At 73.9% G+C, this 21254-nt stretch carries 2 protein-coding genes; both read left to right on the top strand.

Annotation, left to right across the window (positions count from 1 at the left end; all coding sequences use genetic code 11):
• Positions 1–94: 94 nt before the first annotated feature.
• Positions 95–15910 (top strand): SDR family NAD(P)-dependent oxidoreductase, encoded by a 15816-nt coding sequence (locus ACZ4TR_RS33450; RefSeq protein WP_465291669.1) that lies wholly within the window; start codon positions 95–97, stop codon positions 15908–15910.
• Positions 15907–21192, top strand: coding sequence for a type I polyketide synthase (locus ACZ4TR_RS33445; protein ID WP_465291667.1), 5286 nt, complete (start codon positions 15907–15909; stop codon positions 21190–21192). Before ACZ4TR_RS33450 ends, ACZ4TR_RS33445 begins: the two co-directional genes overlap by 4 nt.
• The last annotated feature ends 62 nt before the right edge of the window (positions 21193–21254 follow it).

Raw genomic sequence — 21254 nt, 5'->3', positions numbered from 1 at the left:
TTCCTGCCCCTAGAACGCTTTTCAGGGGATCCGGCCGCGCTGCGCGCCGACCTACGATCAAGAAGACGACCATGAGTGCTGGCTTGCTACAGCGGTGGAGTGCGGAATGCGTGAGTTTGAAACCGAATCGAATCGGGCGTCCGGGTTCGCGGAGCGGCTGACCGAACTGCCCCCCGGTGACCGCTCGGCATTCCTGGCCGACGTCGTCCACGACGCCACGCGGGCCGCGCTCCTGGCGGCCCGGCCGGACGTCCCGGCGGTGCTCGATCCCGAAAAGGCGTTCTCCGACCACGGGTTCGACTCGCTGGCCGCGGTGGAGCTGCACGCGCGGCTCACCGAGGCCACCGGGCTCGACCTGCCGGTCACCCTGGCCTTCGACCACCCGACGCCGGTCGCCGTCGCGCGCTTCCTGCACGCGGCGGTGTTCGGGGCCGAGGTCGTCCACAGTGGACCTTCGGCCACGGGTGACCACGACGAGCCGATCGCGATCGTCGGCATCGGCTGCCGCTACCCGGGCGGGGCCGCCTCGCCCGAGGAGCTGTGGCGGCTCGTCGCCGAAGAGGTGCACACCATCACCGGGTTCCCGGCCGACCGCGGCTGGGACCTCGACGGCCTCTACGACCCGGACCCGGACCGCCCGGGCAGCAGCTACGTCACCTCCGGCGGGTTCCTGCCCGACGCCGGGGAGTTCGACGCCGGCTTCTTCGGCATCGCGCCGCGCGAGGCGTCCGCGATGGACCCGCAGCAGCGTCTCGTCCTCGAGACGGCCTGGGAAGCCCTGGAGCGCGCCAAGATCGACCCGACGACGTTGCGCGGCACGCCCGCCGGCGTCTTCATCGGCGCCGAGGCCCAGGAGTACGGCCCGCGCCTGCACGAGGCCCCCGACGGCCTCGACGGCTACATGCTCACCGGCAACGCGCCCAGTGTCGTCTCCGGCCGCGTCGCCTACGCGCTCGGACTCGAAGGCCCGACGCTGACCGTCGACACCGCGTGCTCCGGCTCGCTCGTCGCGCTTCACCTCGCCGTGCAGTCCCTGCGCCGCGGTGAGACTCCGCTCGCGCTCGCGGGCGGTGTCGCCGTCATGGGCGGCCCCGGCACGTTCACCGCGTTCAGCCGCCAGCGCGGCCTCGCCGAGGACGGCCGCTGCAAGGCGTTCGCCGCCGGCGCGGACGGCACCGGGTTCGCCGAAGGTGTCGGTGTCCTGGTGCTGGAACGCCTGTCCGACGCGGTCGCGAACGGGCACACCGTGCTCGCCGTCGTCCGCGGCACCGCCATCAACTCCGACGGCGCCTCCAACGGCCTCACCGCGCCCAACGGCCCGTCGCAGCAGCGGGTCATCCACCGCGCCCTCGCCGACGCCCGGCTGGAAGCGTCCGAAGTGGACGCAGTCGAGGCCCACGGCACCGGCACCCGCCTCGGCGACCCGATCGAGGCGCAGGCGCTGCTCGCGACCTACGGGCAGAGCCGCGAGACGCCGCTGCTGCTCGGCTCGATCAAGTCCAACATCGGCCACACCCAGGCCGCGGCCGGCGTGGCCGGCGTGATCAAGATGGTCGAGGCGATCCGGCGCGGCCGGCTGCCGAAGACCCTGCACGTCGACGCGCCGACGCCGCACGTCGACTGGTCCGCGGGCGCGGTCGAGCTGCTGACCGAGGCTCGCGAGTGGCCCGCGGTCGAGCGTCCGCGCCGCGCGGGTGTCTCGTCGTTCGGCGTCAGCGGCACCAACGCGCACGTCATCATCGAGCAGGCCCCGGCCACCGCCGACGAGCCCGTCGCCACCGAACCGCTGCCGGTCGTGCCGCTCGTCGTCTCGGCCCGCAGTGAGGAAGCCCTGCGGGCGCAGGCGGGCAAGCTCGTGTCCACTGTGGAGTCGGCGGACCTGACCGAGATCGGCTTCTCGTTGGCCGGCACGCGCGCCGCGCACGACCACCGCGCCGTCGTCGTCGCCGCGAGCACCGAGGACGCAGTCGGTGGCCTGCGTGCGCTCGCCGCGGGCGAGCACCACAGCGCCGTCGTCACCGGCGAACGCACGCCGGGCAAGCTCGCGATGCTGTTCACCGGCCAAGGTGCGCAGCGGCTCGCCATGGGCAAGGAGCTGTACCTGGCCCACCCGGTCTTCGCGGAGGTCTTCGACGAGGCCATCGACCACCTCGACGTGCAGATGGACCGCCCGCTGCGCGACGTCCTCTTCGGCGACGACGCCGAGGAGCTGAACGGCACCCAGTACGCGCAGTGCACGCTGTTCGCCATCGAGGTCGCGCTCGCGCGGCTGCTGGAGTCGTGGGGCGTCAAGCCGGACGTCCTGCTCGGGCACTCGATCGGCGAGCTGGCCGCCGCGCACATCGCCGGCGTCTGGTCCCTGGAAGACGCCTGCCTGGTCGTCGCCGCACGTGGCCGGCTGATGCAGGCTCTTCCCGAAGGCGGAGCGATGGTCGCCATCGCCGCGACCGAGGACGAGGTCGGCCCGCTGCTGACCGACGGCGTGAGTATTGCCGCGATCAACGGCCCCACGTCGGTCGTGGTGTCCGGCGAGCGCGGCGAGGTCGAGGCCGTCGCCGAGGTGTTCCGCCTGCAGGGCCGCAAGACGAGCGAGCTGCGCGTCTCGCACGCGTTCCACTCGCCGCTGATGGAGCCGATGCTCGCCGAGTTCCGGGAGGTCCTGGAGGTCGTCGACTTCGCGCCGCCGTCGATCCCGGTCGTCTCGAACGTCACCGGCCGCCTGGCGACCGCCGAGGAGCTGTGCTCGCCCGGCTACTGGCTCTACCACGTCCGCCGCGCGGTCCGGTTTGCCGACGGCGTCGCCGCGCTCGCCGCGGCCGGCGTCACCACCGCGCTCGAGGTCGGCCCCGACGCCGTCCTCGCGGCCATGGCCGCCACCGGCCCGCACGGCACCGACATCGCCTTCGTGCCCGCGCAGCGCCGCGGCCACGCCGAGGTCCCGGCGCTCGCCGGCGCGCTCGGCCGGCTGCACACCCGCGGCGTGCGGGTCGACTGGACCGCGTTCTTCGGCCCGGCGAACGCCGTCGACCTGCCGACCTACGCCTTCCAGCGCAAGCACTTCTGGCTCACCGCACCGGGTCACGGCGACGCGGCCGACTTCGGCCAGCTCGCCTCCGGCCACCCGCTGCTGGCCGCCGAGATCGGCCTGGCCGACCACGACGGCCTGGTCCTGACCGGCCGGATCGGCCTGCGGTCCCACCCGTGGCTCGCCGACCACACCATCGCCGGCACCGCCCTGCTGCCCGGCACCGCGTTCGTCGAGATGGCCCTGCACGCCGCCGAGCGGGCGGGCTGCGACGTCGTCGACGAGCTGACCCTGCAGGCACCGCTGTCCGTGCCGGAGGGCCGGGGCGTCGAGGTGCAGGCCGTGGTCGGCCCGGTCGAGGACGGCCGCCGCACCATCGAGTTCTACTCGCGGACCGAGCAGGACGTCGCCTGGACGCGGCACGCCGTCGGCGTGCTGGCCGAGGCCGAAGCCGTCGAGCCCGCGCCGATCACCGAGTGGCCGCCGTCCGGCGCCGAGATCGTCGCCACGAACGAGTTGTACGAAGAGCTGGCGGCGCAGGGCTACGGCTACGGCCCGCTGTTCCAAGGGCTGCGCACCGCGTGGAAGCGCGACGACGTCGTGTTCGCCGAGGTCGCCCTGCCTACCCGGGACGAGGACTTCGGGATCCACCCGGCGCTGCTCGACGCCGTCCTGCACGCCACCGACTTCGCGCCGGGCGAGGCCCGCGAAGCCGGCGAGATCCGCCTGCCGTTCGCGTGGACCGGCGTGCGGCTGCACGCCTCCGGCGCGACCGAGGTGCGGGTCCGGATCACCTCACCCGCCACCGGCGGCGTCTCCCTGGAGGTCACCGACCCGGCGGGGACGGCGGTGCTGTCGGTGGAGTCGTTCCGCTCCCGCCCGGTCAGCGGCGCCGACCTGGGCCCGCGGGCGCAGGACCTGCTGCACACCGTCGAATGGACGCCGGTCGCGACCGCCGAAGGGGACTTCCCGGTCACCGAAGTCACCGAAATCACCGACCTGGCCAAGCTGACCGAGGTGCCGGACACGATCGTCGTGCCGGTCGCCGCGAAGGGCCGGAGCATCCCGGCGGCGGCCAAGCAGGCCGCCCACCGCGTGCTCGCCGTCCTCCAGCAGTTCGTCGCCGGCGAGCGTTTCGCTTCGGCCAAGCTCGTGATCCGGACTCCCGGCTCGCTCGCCGACTCCGCCGTGCGCGGGCTGGTGCGCTCGGCGCAGGCCGAACACCCGGGCCGGATCGTCCTGATCGAGGGCGAGACCACCACGAAGACCCTGGTCACCGCCCTGGCGTCCGGCGAGCCGGAGCTGCGGATCGACGGCGACCGGGTGCTGGCCCCGCGGCTCGTCCGCCTGCTCGCCGACGCGCCGGCCTGGCAGGCGGGCGGCGCCGTGCTGGTCACCGGTGGCACCGGCGGCCTCGGCGCGCAGGTCGCGCGGCACCTCGTGACCAAGCACGGCGTCCGGCACCTGGTGCTGCTCAGCCGTCGCGGGATCGACGCCCCGGGCGCGGCCGAACTGGTCGACGAGCTGGGGACGAGCGCGACGGTGCAGGTCATCGCCGGTGACGTCACGAAGAAGCGGTCGCTGTCGGCCGCGCTGAAGAAGATCGAGCAGCCGCTGACCGCCGTCGTCCACACCGCCGGTGTGCTCGACGACGCGATGATCGGCTCGCTCACCGAAGACCGCCTGGACGCCGTCCTCGCCCCGAAGGTCGACGCTGCGTGGGCACTGCACGAGCTGACCTCCGACCTGGCCGCGTTCGTCCTGTTCTCGTCCTCGGCCGGCCTGGTCGACGGCGCGGGCCAGGCGAACTACGCGGCGGGCAACACCTTCCTCGACGCGCTCGCCGAACACCGCCGCGAGCAGGGGCTCCCCGCGACGTCCCTGGCCTGGGGCCTGTGGACCGGCGACGGCGCCGCGCTCGGCATGAGCGCCGGACTGTCCGAAAAGGACCTGAGCCGGATCGGCCGGCTGGGCCTCGCCCCGCTGACCGCGTCCGAAAGCCTGGCCGCGCTGGACGCCGCGATCACCACGGGCACGCCCACCGTGGTGCCCACCCGCGTCGACCGCGTCGCGCTGAGCGCCCGCGACGACGTCCCGGCGCTCCTGCGCGGTCTTGTCCCCGCGAACCGGCGCCGCATCGCCGCGGCCGCCGGCGAGCTGACACCCGAGCGGCAGTTCGCCGAGCGGTTCGTCTCGCTGTCCGAAGCCGACCGTGACCGCGCGGTGCTCGACCTCGTGCGCACCCACGTCGCGGCCGTGCTCGGCCACGACGGCCCGTCGGCGATCAGCCCGTCCCGCCCGTTCGGCGAGATCGGGTTCGACTCCCTCGCCGCGGTGGAACTGCGCAACATCCTCGACTCCGTCACCGGCCTGCGGCTGCCCGCGACGCTGGTGTTCGACCACCCGACCCCGCGCGCGCTGGCCGAGTACCTGGTCACGCGCGTCGCCGGCCTGGCTCCCACCACCCCGATCGCGCCGGTGACCACGGCCGACCCGGAGGAGCCGATCGCCATCGTCGGCATCGCCTGCCGCTATCCCGGCGGCGTCGCGACGCCGGAGGATCTCTGGCGGCTCGTCGCGGGCGGCGAAGAGGCGCTCACGCCGTTCCCGGCCGACCGCGGCTGGAACGTCGACGCCCTCTACGACCCCGAGCCCGGCAAGCCCGGCCACAGCTACGTCAAGCACGGCGCGTTCCTGCACGACGCCGCCGAGTTCGACGCCGACTTCTTCGAGATCAGCCCGCGCGAAGCGGCCGCGATGGACCCGCAGCAGCGGTTGCTGCTGGAAGTGTCCTGGGAGGCGTTCGAGCGGGCCGGGATCGACCCGGTCTCCCTGCGCGGTAGCGCCACCGGCGTGTTCGCCGGCGTCATGTACCACGACTGGGGCACCCGCCTCGGCACGGTTTCCGACGACATCGCGGGTTACCTCGGCAACGGCAGCCTCGCCAGCGTCGTCTCCGGCCGCGTCTCCTACGCGCTCGGCCTGGAGGGCCCGACGGTCACGGTCGACACGGCGTGTTCGTCCTCGCTGGTCGCCCTGCACTGGGCGGCCCAGGCACTGCGCCGCGGCGAATGCTCGCTCGCCCTCGCCGGTGGCGTCACCGTGATGTCCACTCCGGACACGTTCGTCGACTTCAGCCGCCAGCGCGGCCTGTCCGCCGACGGCCGCTGCCGCTCGTTCGCCGACGCGGCCGACGGCACCGGCTGGGGCGAGGGCGCGGGCATGCTGCTCGTCGAACGCCTCTCGGACGCGAAGCGCAACGGCCACCCGGTGCTCGCGCTGCTCAAGGGCTCCGCGGTCAACCACGACGGCGCGTCGAACGGCCTCACCGCCCCGAACGGCCCCTCTCAGCAGCGCGTGATCACGAAGGCACTGGCGGACGCGGGGCTCACCCCGTCCGAAGTGGACGCCGTGGAAGGGCACGGCACCGGTACCACGCTGGGTGACCCGATCGAGGCGCAGGCCCTCCTGGCGACCTACGGCCAGGACCGTGCCGAAGACCAGCCCCTGTGGCTGGGTTCGATCAAGTCCAACATCGGGCACACCCAGGCCGCGGCCGGGGTCGCCGGCATCATCAAGATGGTCATGGCACTGCGCAACGAGCAGCTGCCGCAGACCCTGCACGTCGACCGGCCGTCCACTGTGGTCGATTGGGACACGGGCGCGGTGCGGCTCCTGACCGAGTCGCGTGACTGGTCGCCGAACGGCCACCCGCGCCGGGCCGCCGTCTCGTCGTTCGGGATCAGCGGCACCAACGCGCACGTGATCATCGAGCAGGCCCCGGCCGACGCCGAAGTCGAGCAGCCGGCCGAGCCGCAGCCCGGCGCCGTCGTCCCCGTCGCGCTCTCCGGGCGCACCGCGGCCTCCGTGCGTGGCCAGGCCGCCCGGCTGCGCGAGTACGTCGCCGACCACGACGACGTCACCGTCGCCGAGCTGGCGCGCTCGCTGGTTTCGACCCGTGCGGCTCTGGAACAGCGGGCCGTGGTGGTCGCCGGGACCCCGGCCGAACTGGCCGAGGGCCTGGACGCGCTGGCCGCCGGCGAGCCCGGCACCGATGTCGTCACCGGCACCGCCGGCGAGGGCAAGCTGGCATTCCTGTTCTCGGGCCAGGGCGCCCAGCGCGTCGGCATGGGCCAGGCGCTGCGCGCCACCTACCCGGTGTTCGCCGCAGCCTTCGACGCCGTCTGCGCCGCGATCGACCCGCTGCTGGACGTCCCGCTGCGCGACGTCGTCTTCGGGACGACCGCGCTCGCGAACCGCGGCCTGCTCGACCAGACGCAGTACACGCAGACCGCGCTGTTCGCCGTGGAGGTTTCGCTCTTCCGGCTCGCCGAGTCGTGGGGGATCGTCCCCGACGCCCTGGCCGGGCACTCGATCGGCGAGCTGGCCGCGGCGCACGTCGCCGGCGTGCTCTCCCTCGAGGACGCGGCGGCGCTAGTGGCCGCGCGCGGCCGCCTGATGGGCTCGCTGAGCGAGCCGCCGGGTGCCATGGTTTCGCTGGCCACGACCGAGGAAGCCGCGCGGGAGCTGCTGCGCGGGCACGAGGACGAGGTCAGCATCGCCGCCGTCAACGGCCCGGAGTCGGTCGTCGTCTCCGGTGTCGCCGAGGTCGTGGCCCGGATCGAGCGGGCGGCCACGGTCGCCGACGTCCGGACGCGCCGGCTGCGCGTCAGCCACGCGTTCCACTCGCCGCTGATGGCCCCGATGCTCGACGAGTTCCGCGAGATCGCCGCCGGGCTGACGTTCCACGCGCCGGCGATCCCGATCTTCTCCACGGTCTCGCCCGGCGCGGACCTGACGTCGCCGGAGTACTGGGTCACCCACGTCCGCGAAGCCGTGCGCTTCGGGGACGCGGTCGCGGCCCTGGAAGCCGACGGCGTCGAGACGTTCCTCGAGCTGGGACCGGACAGCGTGCTGTCCGCGCTCGGCCCGCAGAGCGTCGCGAACCCCGACGCGGTCGCGTTCGTGCCGTTCGGCCGCCGCGACCGGGACGAGGTGCGCACGGCGCTGGCCGCGCTCGGCCGGCTCCACACGCGGGGTGCGGCCCAGCTGGGCCGCGTGCTCGGCGACGGCCCGGTCCGGCTCGACCTGCCGACGTATGCCTTCCAGCACAAGCGCTTCTGGCTCGACGCGACACCGTCCGGCGACGTGACGGCGGTCGGCCAGCAGCCGCTGCCGCACCCGATGCTGGGCGCGGTCGTGCCGCTGTCCGGTTCGGACACCACGGTGCTCACCGGCCGGCTGTCGGCGGGGTCGGTGCCGTGGCTGGCGGACCACGTCGTCAAGGGCGCGATCCTGGTGCCCGGCACCGGGTTCGTCGAGCTCGCCATCGCGGCCGGCGACCAGGTCGGCCACTCGACGGTCGAAGAGCTCACGCTGCAGGCGCCGCTCGTCCTGCCGCCCGATGGTGCCGTCGCGCTCCAGGTCGTGGTCGGCCCCGCCGACGGCGACCGCCGCCCGGTCACCGTGTTCTCCCGCGCGATCGACGGCGACGAGTGGACCCAGCACGCGATCGGCACGCTGTCCGCGGCGCCGCGGCCCGAGCCCGCCGGGCTCACCGAATGGCCGCCGGCCGGGGCGACCCCGATCATCGTCGAGGGTGCCTACACCCTGCTCGTGGAGCGCGGCTACGGCTACGGCCCGTCCTTCCAGGGGCTCAAGGCCGCCTGGAAGCGGGGCACCGAAGTCTTCGCCGAGGTCGCGCTGCCGGAACCAGCGGCGGCCACGGCGAACCTGTACGGCCTGCACCCGGCGTTGCTCGACATCGCCATGCACGCCGACCTCCTCGGCGACCCGGGCGGCGCGACGCTGCTGCCCTTCGTCTGGAACGGCGTCACGCTGCACGCCGCCGGCGCTTCGGTGCTGCGGGTGCGGATCGAGCGGCTGAACGGCGACGAGGTGTCGGCCATCGAGGTGGCCGACAGCGAGGGCCGTCCGGTCGCGACCATCGACTCGCTCGTCTCGCGTCCGGTCCGCCGGGAGCTGACGGCGTCGTCCGAAGTGGACGGATCGCTGCTCAAGATCGCCTGGCAGCCCGTCTCCGTGCCGCAGTCCGACGCCGAAGTGGTCGCCATCGGCCGCGGCCGCGTCGGGGTGGCCGCCACCTACGCCGGCTTTGCCGACCTCACCGCGGCGATCGACCGCGGCGAGCCGGTGCCGACCCTGATCACGCTGACCGTGCCGGGCGCCGAGGGCGACGTCCCGGCCGCGGCTCGCGAGAACGCCGCGTGGCTGCTCGCCGAGCTGCAGGCCTGGCTGGCCGAGCCCCGGTTCGGGATCACCAAGCTGGCCGTGGTGACGCAGGACGCGGTGCCCGCCGGTCAGTCCACTGTGGACGTGACGCAGGGGCTGCTGTGGGGCCTGACCCGCGGGGCCCAGGCCGAGCACCCCGGGCGCGTGTTCGTCGTCGACGCCGACGAAGCCGCGACGGCCGGGTCCCTCGCGGCGGTCATCGCCTCCGGCGAGCCGGAGGCCGCGATCCGCGACGGCGCGGTGCTCGTGCCGCGCTACGCCAAGACCGAGTCCGGCGACGCTTCGCCGTGGCAGGGCGGCGGTGCCGTGCTGATCACCGGCGGCACCGGCGGGCTCGGCAGCCTGCTGGCCCGCTACCTGGTGGCCGAGCACGGCGTCACCGACCTGGTGCTCACCAGCCGGCGCGGGCTCGGCGCGCCGGGCGCCCGGCAGCTGGTCGAGGACCTGGCCGACCTGGGGGCCCGGGTGCGGGTCGCCGCGTGCGACGTCACCGAGCGCGCCCAGGTCGAGAGCCTGCTCGGGGCGATCGACAACCTCACCGCCGTGGTGCACGCGGCGGGCACGGCCGACAGCGGCGTCTTCGACTCGCTGACCCCGGATCGGCTCGACTCGGTCCTGCGGGCCAAGGTCGACGCCGCCTGGCACCTGCACGAGCTGACGCAGGACCTCGCCGCGTTCGTGCTGTTCTCCTCTGCCGGCGGCCAGGTGCTGCCCGCGGGCCAGGCGAACTACGCCGCGGCCAACGCGTTCCTCGACGGCCTCGCCGCGCACCGGCGGGCCGCGGGCCTGCCGGCGACGGCGCTGGCCTGGGGCCTGTGGGCCGAGAACACCGGCCTCGGCGGCGACCTGGCCGAGGCGGACCTCGCCCGGATGGCGCGGCTCGGCCTCCCCGCGGTCACCGCGGAGCAGGGGCTCGCGCTGTTCGACGCGGCGACCGCCACCGAAGACGCCGTGATCGCCCCGCTGCGGGTGGACGTCGCGGCGCTGCGGGCCCGGACCGACGACCTGCCGGCGCTGCTGCGCGGGTTCGTCCCGCCGAAGGCGCGCCGGACCGCCAAGGCGGCGAAGGCGGCCGACAACGCGCTGGCCGCCGAGCTGGCCTCGCTGGCCGACAACGAACGTGACCGCGTGCTGCTGGACATCGTCCGCACCCAGGTCGCCACCGTGCTCGGCTACGCGGACAAGTCCGAAGTGGACGGCACCCGCGCGTTCAAGGAGCTCGGCTTCGACTCCCTGGCCGCGGTCGAGCTGCGCAACCTGCTCGGCACCGCGACCGGCCTGACCCTGCCGGCGACGCTGATCTTCGACCACCCGACCGCCAAGGCGGTGGCGGACTTCGTCAAGGGCAAGCTGCTCGGCGCGGTCGCGAAGGTCCCGGCCACCACGACCCGGACGAACGCGTCCATGCAGGAGCCGATCGCGATCGTCGGCATGGCCTGCCGGTACCCCGGCGGCGTCCGGTCGCCGGAGGACCTCTGGCAGCTGCTGGTCGACGAGGTCGACGCCGTGTCGGAGTTCCCGACCAACCGCGGCTGGGACATCGAGAGCATCTACGACCCCGAGCGCGGCAAGCGGGGCAAGACCTACGCCCGCGAAGGCGGCTTCCTCCACGAAGGCACCTTGTTCGACCCGGCGTTCTTCGGCATCGGCCCGCGCGAGGCGCTGGCCATGGACCCGCAGCAGCGGCTCCTGCTGGAGACGGCGTGGGAGGCCATCGAGCGGGCCGGCATCGACCCGACCGCGCTGCGCGGCAGCATGACCGGCGTCTTCACCGGCGCGATGTACGACGACTACGGCAGCCGCGTCCCCGGCGCGCCCCTCGACGTCGCCGCCTACATCCCCAACGGCAGCTCGGGCGCGGTCGTCTCCGGCCGCATCTCCTACCTGCTGGGGCTGGAAGGCCCGTGCATGACGGTCGACACCGCGTGCTCGTCCTCGCTGGTCACGCTGCACCTCGCGGTGCAGGCGCTGCGGGCGGGGGAGTGCGGGCTGGCGCTCGCCGGCGGCGTCACGCTGCTTTCGCAGCCGGATCTCTTCGTCGACTCCAGCCGGCAGGGCGTGCTTTCGCCCAACGGCCGGTCGAAGTCCTTCTCCGCGGCGTCCGACGGCGTCGGCTGGGCCGAAGGCGCGGGCCTGCTCCTGCTGGAGCGGCTGTCCGACGCGCAGCGCAACGGGCACGAGGTCCTCGCCGTGGTCCGCTCCAGCGCTGTCAACCAGGACGGCGCGTCCAACGGCCTCACCGCGCCGAACGGGCCGTCGCAGGAACGCGTGATCCACGCTGCCCTCGCGGCCGGCGGCCTCACCCCGTCCGAAGTGGACGCCGTCGAGGCGCACGGTTCCGGCACGAAGCTCGGTGACCCGATCGAGGCGCAGGCGCTGCTGGCCACCTACGGCCAGGACCGTCCGGACGGGCGGCCGCTGTACCTGGGCTCGGTGAAGTCCAACATCGGCCACGCGCAGGCCTCCGGCGGCGCGGCGGGCGTGATCAAGGTCGTCCAGGCGCTGCGGCACAACACGCTGCCGAAGTCGCTGCACATCGACGCGCCGTCCCCGGTCGTCGACTGGACCACCGGCGACATCGAGCTGCTGAGCGAGGCCCGGCCCTGGCTGCCCAACGGCCGCCCGCGCCGCGCCGGCGTGTCGTCGTTCGGTATCAGCGGCACCAACGCGCACATCATCATCGAGGAAGCTCCTCCGTCCACTGTGGAGCGCCCGCGCCGGACCGCCGCGCCGCTGCCGTCGGTGCCGCTGCCGATCGCCGGGGCCACGGCCGCCGCGCTCGCCGACCAGGCGGCCCGGATGGCCGCGTGGATCCGGTCCAACCCGGAGCTGGACCTGACCGACGTCGGCTACTCGCTCGCCACCGGACGGGCCGCGCTCGACCACCGCTCGGTGGTCCTGGCGGCCGGCCGCGAGGCCGCGCTCAAGGCCCTCGACGGTCTCGCCACCGGCGGGAGCCCGGCGGGCACGGTGACCGGCACGACCAGCGCGGCCGACCTGACCGCGTTCCTCTTCACCGGCCAGGGCGCGCAGCAGCCGGGCATGGGCCGCGAGCTCTACGAGGCCTTCCCGGTCTTCGCCGGTGCCTTCGACGAAGCGTGCGGCCTGCTCGACACCGACGTCCCGCTCAAGCAGGTCATCTGGGCCGAGAAGGGCTCCGAAGACGGCGAGCTGCTGAACAAGACCGCGTACACGCAGTGCGCGCTCTTCGCGATCGAGGTGGCGCTCTACCGCCTGGTCGAGTCGTGGGGCCTCGTGCCGGACTACGTCGCCGGGCACTCGATCGGCGAGCTGGCCGCGGCGCACGTCGCCGGGGTGCTCTCCCTGGCCGACGCGTGTGCGCTGGTCGCGGCTCGCGGCCGGTTGATGCAGGCCCTGCCTTCCGGCGGGGCGATGGCAGCCATCGCGGCGACCGAGGACGAGGTGCGCGCCGCGCTCCCGGCCGAAGGCGACACTGTGGACATCGCCGCGGTCAACGGCCCGCGCTCGGTGGTCATCTCCGGGCCCGAGGACGCGGTGAAGGCGGCCATGGCGGCCTTCAAGGCAGCCGGACGGCGCGTCAAGCAACTGGTCGTCTCGCACGCCTTCCACTCCTCGCTGATGGAGCCGATGCTGGCCGACTTCGCCGTGGTGGCGGAGAAGCTGACGTACTCGGCCCCGACCATCCCGGTCGTCTCCAACGTGACCGGCCGCATCGCCACGGCCGGGCAGCTCTGCTCGCCGGAGTACTGGGTCGACCACGTGCGGGAGGCCGTCCGGTTCGCCGACGGCGTCGGCGCGCTCCTCGCGGCCGGGGTGACCCGGTTCGTCGAGCTGGGCCCGGACGCGGTGCTGACCGGCATGGCCCGCGAGTGCGACACGTCGGCCGCCGACCGGCCCGACCGCGTCGTGGGCGTGCCCGCGCTGCGCCGGGGCCGCGACGAGGTCCAGACGCTGTTCACCGCGGTGGCCACGCTGTACTCGCGCGGCGCGAAGCCCGACTGGAGTGCGGTGTACGCCGGACGCGGTGCGTCCACTGTGGACCTGCCGACGTACGCCTTCCAGAACAAGGAGTACTGGCTCAACGCGACGAAACGGGCCGGCGACGTCGGCTCGCTGGGCGCCAAGGCCGCCGGGCACCCGCTGCTGGGCGCGCTGGTGGAGCTGCCCGACGGCGGCGCCGTGCTCACCGGCCGGCTCGCGGTCGACCGGCAGACCTGGCTGGCCGACCACGTGGTGCTGGGCCGGACGATGCTGCCGGGCACCGCGTACGTCGAGCTGGCCCTGCACGCCGCCGACCAGGTCGGCTGCGACGTCCTGGAGGAGCTGACCCAGCAGGCCCCGCTGCTGCTGCCCGAGGAGGGCGGCGTCGACCTCCGCGTCGTCGTCGGCGCTCCCGGTGCGGACGGCCGCCGTGAGCTGTCGGTGCACTCCCGCACCGAGGACGCCTGGACCCAGCACGCGGCCGGCACCCTGGCCGCCGGTGCGCGGCCGGCGGAGTTCGACCTCTCGGTGTGGCCACCGGAGGGCGCCGAAGCCGTCGACCTCACCGGGCTCTACGACGACCTGGCCGGGCTCGGCTTCGGCTACGGCCCGGTGTTCCGGAACCTGCGCGCGGTCTGGCTGCGTGACGGGGAGGTCTTCGCCGAGGTGGCGCTGCCCGAGGGCACCGCGGCGAGTGAGTTCGGGCTCCACCCGGGTCTGCTCGATTCGGCGCTGGGCGCGACGGACTTCCTCGTCCCCGGTGGCCCGAAGGCGCTGACCGAGACGACGATCCCGTTCGCCTGGAACCAGGTCTCGCTGCACGCTTCCGGGGCCACCGCGCTGCGGGTGCGGGTCCGCAAGGAAGGAAAGGACGCGTCGCTCGCGCTGGCCGACGCGACCGGTTCGCCGGTCGCCTGGATCGAGTCGCTGGTGACGCGGCCGGTGTCGGAAGGGCAGCTGGGCGCGAAGGTGCCCGACTCGCTCTACCGGATCGACTGGCAGCCCGCCGCGGGTGTCCGGCTGGTCAAGTCCCTCGAGGGCTGGGCCGTGCTCGGCACCGACGACCTCGGCTTGGGCGTTCCGACGCACGAGCAGCTGGTGGCGGCCGACGTCCTGGTCCTGCCGGTCGGCTCGGCCGAAGGCGATGTCCCGGCCCGGGTCCACGCGACCGTCCAGGAAACCCTGGGACAGCTGCAGACCTGGCTCGACGGGCCTTCCGACGGCAAGCTCCTGGTCGTCACGCGCAACGCCGTGGCGGACAGCCCGGACCTCGCGCAGGCGCCGGTCTGGGGACTCGTGCGGGCCGCGCAGGCGGAGAACCCCGGCCGGATCCAAGTGGTCGACGTCGACGACCTGCCCCAGTCCATGCGGGCGCTGCCCGCGGTGGTCGCCTCCGGCGAGCCGGAAGCGATCGTCCGGGTCGGCGAGGTCCGCGTGCCCCGGCTGGCCAAGGTCACCACGGTCGGTGACCCGGTCGAGTGGAACACCGGCGGCACGGTGCTCATCACCGGCGGCGCCGGCCTCCTCGGCGGGCACCTGGCCCGGCACCTGGTCGCCCGCGGCGCCCGGAACCTGGTCCTCACCAGCCGTCGGGGCCTGGACGCCCCGGGGGCGCGTGAACTGGTCGAGTCGCTGGACGCTTCGGTGACCGTCGCGGCCTGCGACGTCACCGACCGGGACGAGCTGGCGGCCCTGATCGGGTCGCTGCCCGGCCTCACCGCCGTGGTGCACGCCGCCGGCCAGATGGACAGCGCGGTGCTGAGCGCGCTCACCCCGGAGCAGGTCGGGAACGTCCTGCGGCCCAAGGTGGACGCGGCCTGGCACCTGCACGAGCTGACCGCTTCGCTGGATCTCGAGGCGTTCGTCCTCTACTCGTCGGCGGGCGGCCTGCTGCTCGCCGCCGGGCAGGCGAACTACGCCGCCGGCAACGTCTTCCTGGACGCGCTGGCCGAGCACCGCACGGCGCTGGGCCTCCCGGCGACATCGCTGGCCTGGGGTCCGTGGGAAGGCAGCGGCGACGCCGTCGACCTGACGCACGTCGCCCGGTACGGGGTCGCGGAACTGGCCGTCGCCGACGGGCTCGCGCTCTTCGACGCCGCGCTCGCGGCCGGCGAACCGGCGCTGGTGCCGGTGAAGCTCGCCGACCTGCGCGAGGCCGACCGGATCGCGCCGCTCCTGCGAGGCCTGGTCACGGCCACTCCGCGACGCGCCGCCGCGGCGGCGGGCGGTGTGACGGCGGCACCCGAAGCCGGGTTCGCCGAGAAGCTGACCGGGATGTCGGCCGACGACCGGGAATCGGCTCTGCTGCAGCTGGTCTGCGAGCACGCGGCGGCCGTCCTCGGCTACGACGACGCTTCGGCCGTCGGCGTCGAGAAGGGCTTCACCGACCTGGGCATCGACTCCCTGGCCGCGCTCGAACTGCGCAACCGGCTCGGAGCCGCCTGCGGGCTGCGCCTGCCGGCGACGCTGATCTTCGACTACCCGAGCCCGCTGCCGCTGACCCGGTTCCTGCTCGGGGAGCTGCTGCCCGAGCTCGGCGAGCCGGTCGGAGAGGTGGCCGAGGCCAACGGAACCGACGAGGTGGCGGCGATCGCCGGGATGGACCTGGCCGACCTGGTCCGGTCCGCGATGGCCGGCACCGACACCGACGAACGAGGGGACTCCCAGTGACTCAGGCGCCGTCCACCGAGCAGATCGTCGCCGCGCTGCGCCAGTCCATGATGGACAACGAGCGGCTCAAGGCGGACAACCAGAAGCTCACCGCGGCGATGAGCGAGCCGATCGCGATCATCGGGATGGGCTGCCGTTACCCGGGCGGAGTCACCACGCCCTCGCAACTCTGGGACCTCGTCGCGAGCGGCACCGACGCCGTCGGCGAGTTCCCGGAGGACCGGGGCTGGGACACCGCGTCGCTCTTCGACCCCGCCGGCCGGCCCGGGACGACGTACTCGAAGGAGGGCGGCTTCCTCTACGACGCCGCCGACTTCGAGCCGGAGTTCTTCGGGATCTCCCCGCGCGAGGCCCGCACGCTCGACCCGCAGCAGCGGATCGTGCTGGAGACGGCGTGGGAGGCCGTGGAACGCGCCGGCATCGTGCCCTCGACGTTGCGGGGCAGCAAGACCGGCGTCTTCGCGGGTGTGATGTACCACGACTACGGTGCCGGCAGCAGCGACGGCAGTCTCATTTCGGGCCGCATCTCCTACACCCTCGGGCTGGAAGGCCCGTCGGTGTCGGTGGACACGGCGTGCTCGTCGTCGCTGGTCGCCCTGCACTGGGCGGCGCAGGCGCTGCGCCGCGGCGAGTGTTCGCTGGCGCTGGCAGGCGGCGTGACCGTGATGGTGACGCCGGACATGTTCGTCTACTTCAGCGAACAGCAGGGGCTGTCGCCGGACGGCCGGTGCAAGGCGTTCGGCAGCGGCGCCGACGGCGTCGGCTGCTCCGAGGGCGCCGGGATGCTGCTGCTGGAGAAGCTTTCCGACGCGCGGCGCAACGGCCACCACGTGCTGGCCGTGCTGCGCGGCAGCGCGGTGAACTCCGACGGCGCGTCCAGCGGCATCACCGTGCCGAACGGGCCCGCGCAGCAGCGGGTGATCCGCGCGGCGCTGGCCGACGGCGGGCTGGAGCTGTCCGATGTGGACGCCGTCGAGGCGCACGGCACCGGCACCAAGCTGGGCGACCCGATCGAGGCGCAGGCCCTGATCTCGACCTACGGCAAGGCGGCGACGCCGGAGCGGCCGCTGCACGTCGGGTCGTTCAAGTCGAACGTCGGCCACACGCAGGCGGCCGCCGGCGTCGGCGGCGTGATCAAGATGGTGGAGGCGCTGCGGCGCGGCGTCCTCCCGCGCACGTTGCACGCCGAAGAGCCGTCGCCGCACGTCGAGTGGACGGACACGATCTCGCTGCTCACCGCGGAACGACCGTGGCCGGAGACCGGACGGCCGCGCCGCGCCGGGGTGTCGTCGTTCGGCATCAGCGGGACCAACGCGCACGTGATCGTCGAACAGGGCGACCCGGTGCCGGTCTCTTCTTCTCCGGAAGAAGGCCCGGTGGCCTGGCTGCTGTCCGCCAACGACCCGGAGGCCCTGCGGGCGCAGGCGGCCAAGCTCGCCGCGTCCGTGGGTGACGAGTCCGCGGTGGACGTCGGGTATTCGCTGGCGACCACCCGCGCCCTCGCCGAGCACCGCGCCGGGGTCGTGGCCACCGACCGGGCGGGCGCGATCCGCGCGCTCACCGAATACGCGGCGGGCCGGCCGGCGGGTGTCGTCGAGGGGGTGGCGGGAACCGGCCGCACGGCGTTCCTGTTCACCGGCCAGGGCGCGCAGCGCGCCGGGATGGGCCTGGAGCTGGCGGCCGTGTTCCCCGCGTTCTCCGAGGTCTTCGACGTCGTGGCCGCCGAGCTGGACAAGCACCTGGACGTGCCCCTGAAGACCGTGCTCGGCTCCGACGAGACCGGGTACACGCAGCCCGCGTTGTTCGCGATCGAGGTCGCGGTGTTCCGCCTGCTCGAGTCGTGGGGCGTCCAGCCGGACTACCTGCTCGGACACTCGATCGGTGAGCTGGCCGCGGCGCACGTCGCCGGGGTGCTCTCGCTCGAAGACGCGTGCACGCTCGTTACGGCCCGGGCGCGGCTGATGCAGGCGTTGCCCACCGGGGGAGCGATGGTCGCCGTGGCGGCGGCCGAAGCGGACGTCCTGCCGCTGCTGACCGACGGCGTGTCGATCGCCGCCGTCAACGGGCCCACGTCCGTGGTGCTCTCCGGGGACGAGGACGCGGTGCTCGCCGTGGCGTCGAAGTTCTCGAAGACCACGCGGTTGAAGGTTTCGCACGCGTTCCACTCGGCGCTGATGGAGCCGATGCTGGCGGACTTCGCGTTCATCGCCCGGAACCTGACCTACCGCGCGCCGGAGATCCCGATCGTCTCGACGGTTTCGCCGGACGCGGATCTGACTTCGCCGGAGTACTGGGTGAGCCAGGTCCGCGACGCCGTCCGGTTCGCCGACGGGATCCGCACGCTGCTCGACGCGGGCGTCACGACGTTCGTCGAGGTCGGCCCGTCGGCGGTGCTCACCGCGATGGGCCAGACGTGCCTGGACGCGGACGACCACGCCACGTTCGTCCCGGTGCTGCGCAAGGACCGGCCCGAGGCCGAGTCGGCGGCGGCCGCGGTGGCGGCGCTGTTCGCCAGCGGGTCCACTGTGGACTTCTCCGCGTTCTACGCCGGGGGCACGGTGGTGGAACTGCCGACGTACGCGTTCCAGCGCAAGCGTTACTGGCTCGAGAATCCGACCGGCGCCCGCGTCCGCGGCGTCGCCGAGGTGGGGCAGCGCGACGCCGGGCACCCGCTGCTGGGTGCCGTCGTCGTCGCGGCCGACTCCGGTGGTGCCGTGCTGACCGGCCGGCTTTCGGCGCGGACGCAGCCGTGGCTCGCCGACCACGTCGTCCAGGGCTCCCTGGTGTTCCCCGGCACGGCGTTCGTCGAGCTGGCGGTCCGCGCCGGTGACGAGGTCGGCTGCGGACGGCTCGACGAGCTGACCCTGGCCGCGCCGCTGATCGTGCCTCCGGAAGGGGCGGTCCGGCTGCAGGTGGTCGTCGGTGCTCTCGAATCGGAGCAGCGCTCTCTGTCGATCTATTCCCAGGCCGAGGACGCCTCCGAGTGGGTGCAGCACGGCACGGGCCGGCTGTCTTCCTTCGTCTCGAGTCCGGCGGCCTCGCCGGAGTGGCCGCCCGCGGGGGCGGTCGAGATCGACGTGACCTCGCGCTACGACGACCTCGCCGCCCAGGGCTTCGACTACGGGCCGGTGTTCGCCGGGCTGCGCCGCGTGTGGCAGGACGGCGACCGGCTGGCCGCCGAGGTGGCCCTGCCGGCGGACGCGGACGCCTCGGCGTTCGGCCTGCACCCGGCGTTGCTCGACGCCGCACTGCACACGATCGGCCTGGCCGGGCCGACCGAGGACAAGCCGGTGCTGCCGTTCGCGTGGTCGGGCGTGTCACTGCACGCGGCCGGGGCCTCCGAGCTGCGGGTGCTGATCTATTCGGACGTCGAGAACACCGTCTCGCTGAGCGCGACGGACGCCACCGGTGCACCGGTGCTCAGCGTCGAATCGCTGTCGCTGCGGCCGATCGCGGCCGACGCGTTCCGCGCCACGCGCTCGGCGGTCGACGACTCGCTCTTCCGCGTCGAATGGCAGCCGTTCGCGGGCGACGCCGTGCCGGGAGTCTCGTCCGCGGTGCTCGGTGCGGGATTCGGGCTGCCAGGTGAGTCCTATGTGGACCTTCCGGCTCTGGTCTCCGCCGAGGTGGCGCCGGATGTGGTGTTCGCGCCGTTCGTGGCGCCGGACTCCGCTTCGCCGGTGACGGCCCGTGCGGCGACGCACCGGCTGCTGGCCCTGGCCCAGGCCTGGGTCGCCGAGGAGACTTTGGCGTCTTCCCGGCTGGTCGTGGTCGCTTCGCACGCGATCGGGACGCGTCCCGACGAGGGTGTCGACGACCTGACGCACGCTGCCCTGTGGGGCGTGATCCGGACCGCTCAGCTGGAGTACCCCGACCGGTTCATGATCGTTGATGTCGATGGTGGTGAGCTGCCCCTCGATGAGGTGCTCGGGGCGATGTACGCCGACGAGCCCGGTGTCGCGGTGCGGAACGGTGCGGTGCTGGTGCACCGGCTGGCGAAGTTCGTGCCCACGCCGCTCGTCACCGGCTTGGACCCCGCCGGCACGGTGCTGGTCACCGGCGGTACCGGGGTGCTGGGGCAGCTGATCGCGCGGCACCTGGTGACCGAGCACGGCGTCAAGAACCTGCTGCTCACGAGCCGTCGTGGTGCTTCGGCGCCGGGCGCCGCGGAGCTGGTTTCGTCGCTGACCGCGCTGGGTGCGTCCGTTGCCTTGGAGGCGTGCGATCTCGCCGACCGGGACGCGGCGGCCGAGCTGCTCGCGGGAGTCGAGCCGGCGGCGGTCGTGCACACGGCGGGTGTCGTCGACGACGGCGTCCTGCTGGCGTTGACGCCGGAGCGGATGGACGCGGTGCTGCGGCCCAAGGTGGACGCGGCGTGGAACCTGCACTCGCTCACCGCTTCACTGGACATTCCTTTCGTCCTGTACTCGTCGGCGGGCGGCACGCTCGGCGCGGCGGGGCAGGCGAACTACTCGGCGGCGAACGTCTTCCTCGACGCGCTGGCCCACCACCGGGCGGCGTCCGGGCGGCACGCGGTGTCGCTGGCGTGGGGGCTGTGGTCCGAGGGCGGCATGTCGAACGAGCTGGCGGACACCGACCTGATCCGGATGGCGCGCTCGGGCGTGCTGGGCTTGTCGTTCGCGGACGGGCTTTCGTTGTTCGACGCGACGTTCGGCACTTCGGAGCCGTCGCTGGTGCCGGTCCGGCTGGACATGTCCGGGGTGCGAGCCGACGCGCACAGCGTCCCGGCGATGCTCCGGGGCCTGGTCCGCGGCGGCACTCGACGTCGCGCGGAGGCCGTCGACGACTCGTGGGCCCGGGTGGTGGCGTTGCCGGCGGCGGAACGGGACCGTGCGCTGCTGGACGTGGTCTGCGGCACGGCGGCGGTGGTCCTCGGCCACGAACGCCGCGACGCGATCGACCCGCGCAAGGGCTTCATCGAGCTGGGCTTCGACTCCCTGACGGCGATCGAGCTGCGCAACCGGCTGGAATCCCTGACGGGGCAACGGCTCCCGGCGACGCTGATCTTCGACCACCCGTCGGCTTCGGCGCTGGCCGGGTTCCTCGGTGCGGGACTGGCCGACCCGCCGTCCGCGGTGGAGGTCCGGCTGGCGGACCTGGAGACCGAGCTGCGTGCTCTGGACTCCTCGGCCCGGGCGTCGGTCGTGGGCCGGCTGCGCGAGCTGGTGGCGACGTTCTCCCCGGCCGACCGCGAGCTCGAGGAAGCGGGCGCGGACGAGTTGTTCGCGATGCTGGACGAGGAACTGGAGTCACAGGGCTGAGGCTCCCGGCCACCTCCCCCGGCCGGGTCCAGGGACCGCTTCCGCCAACGGCGTCGGAAGCG

The sequence above is a fragment of the Amycolatopsis sp. NPDC028719 genome (genome assembly GCF_055565395.1).
The sequence above is the reverse complement of the archived record's forward strand: the minus strand, read 5'-3'. Positions and strand labels throughout refer to the sequence as shown.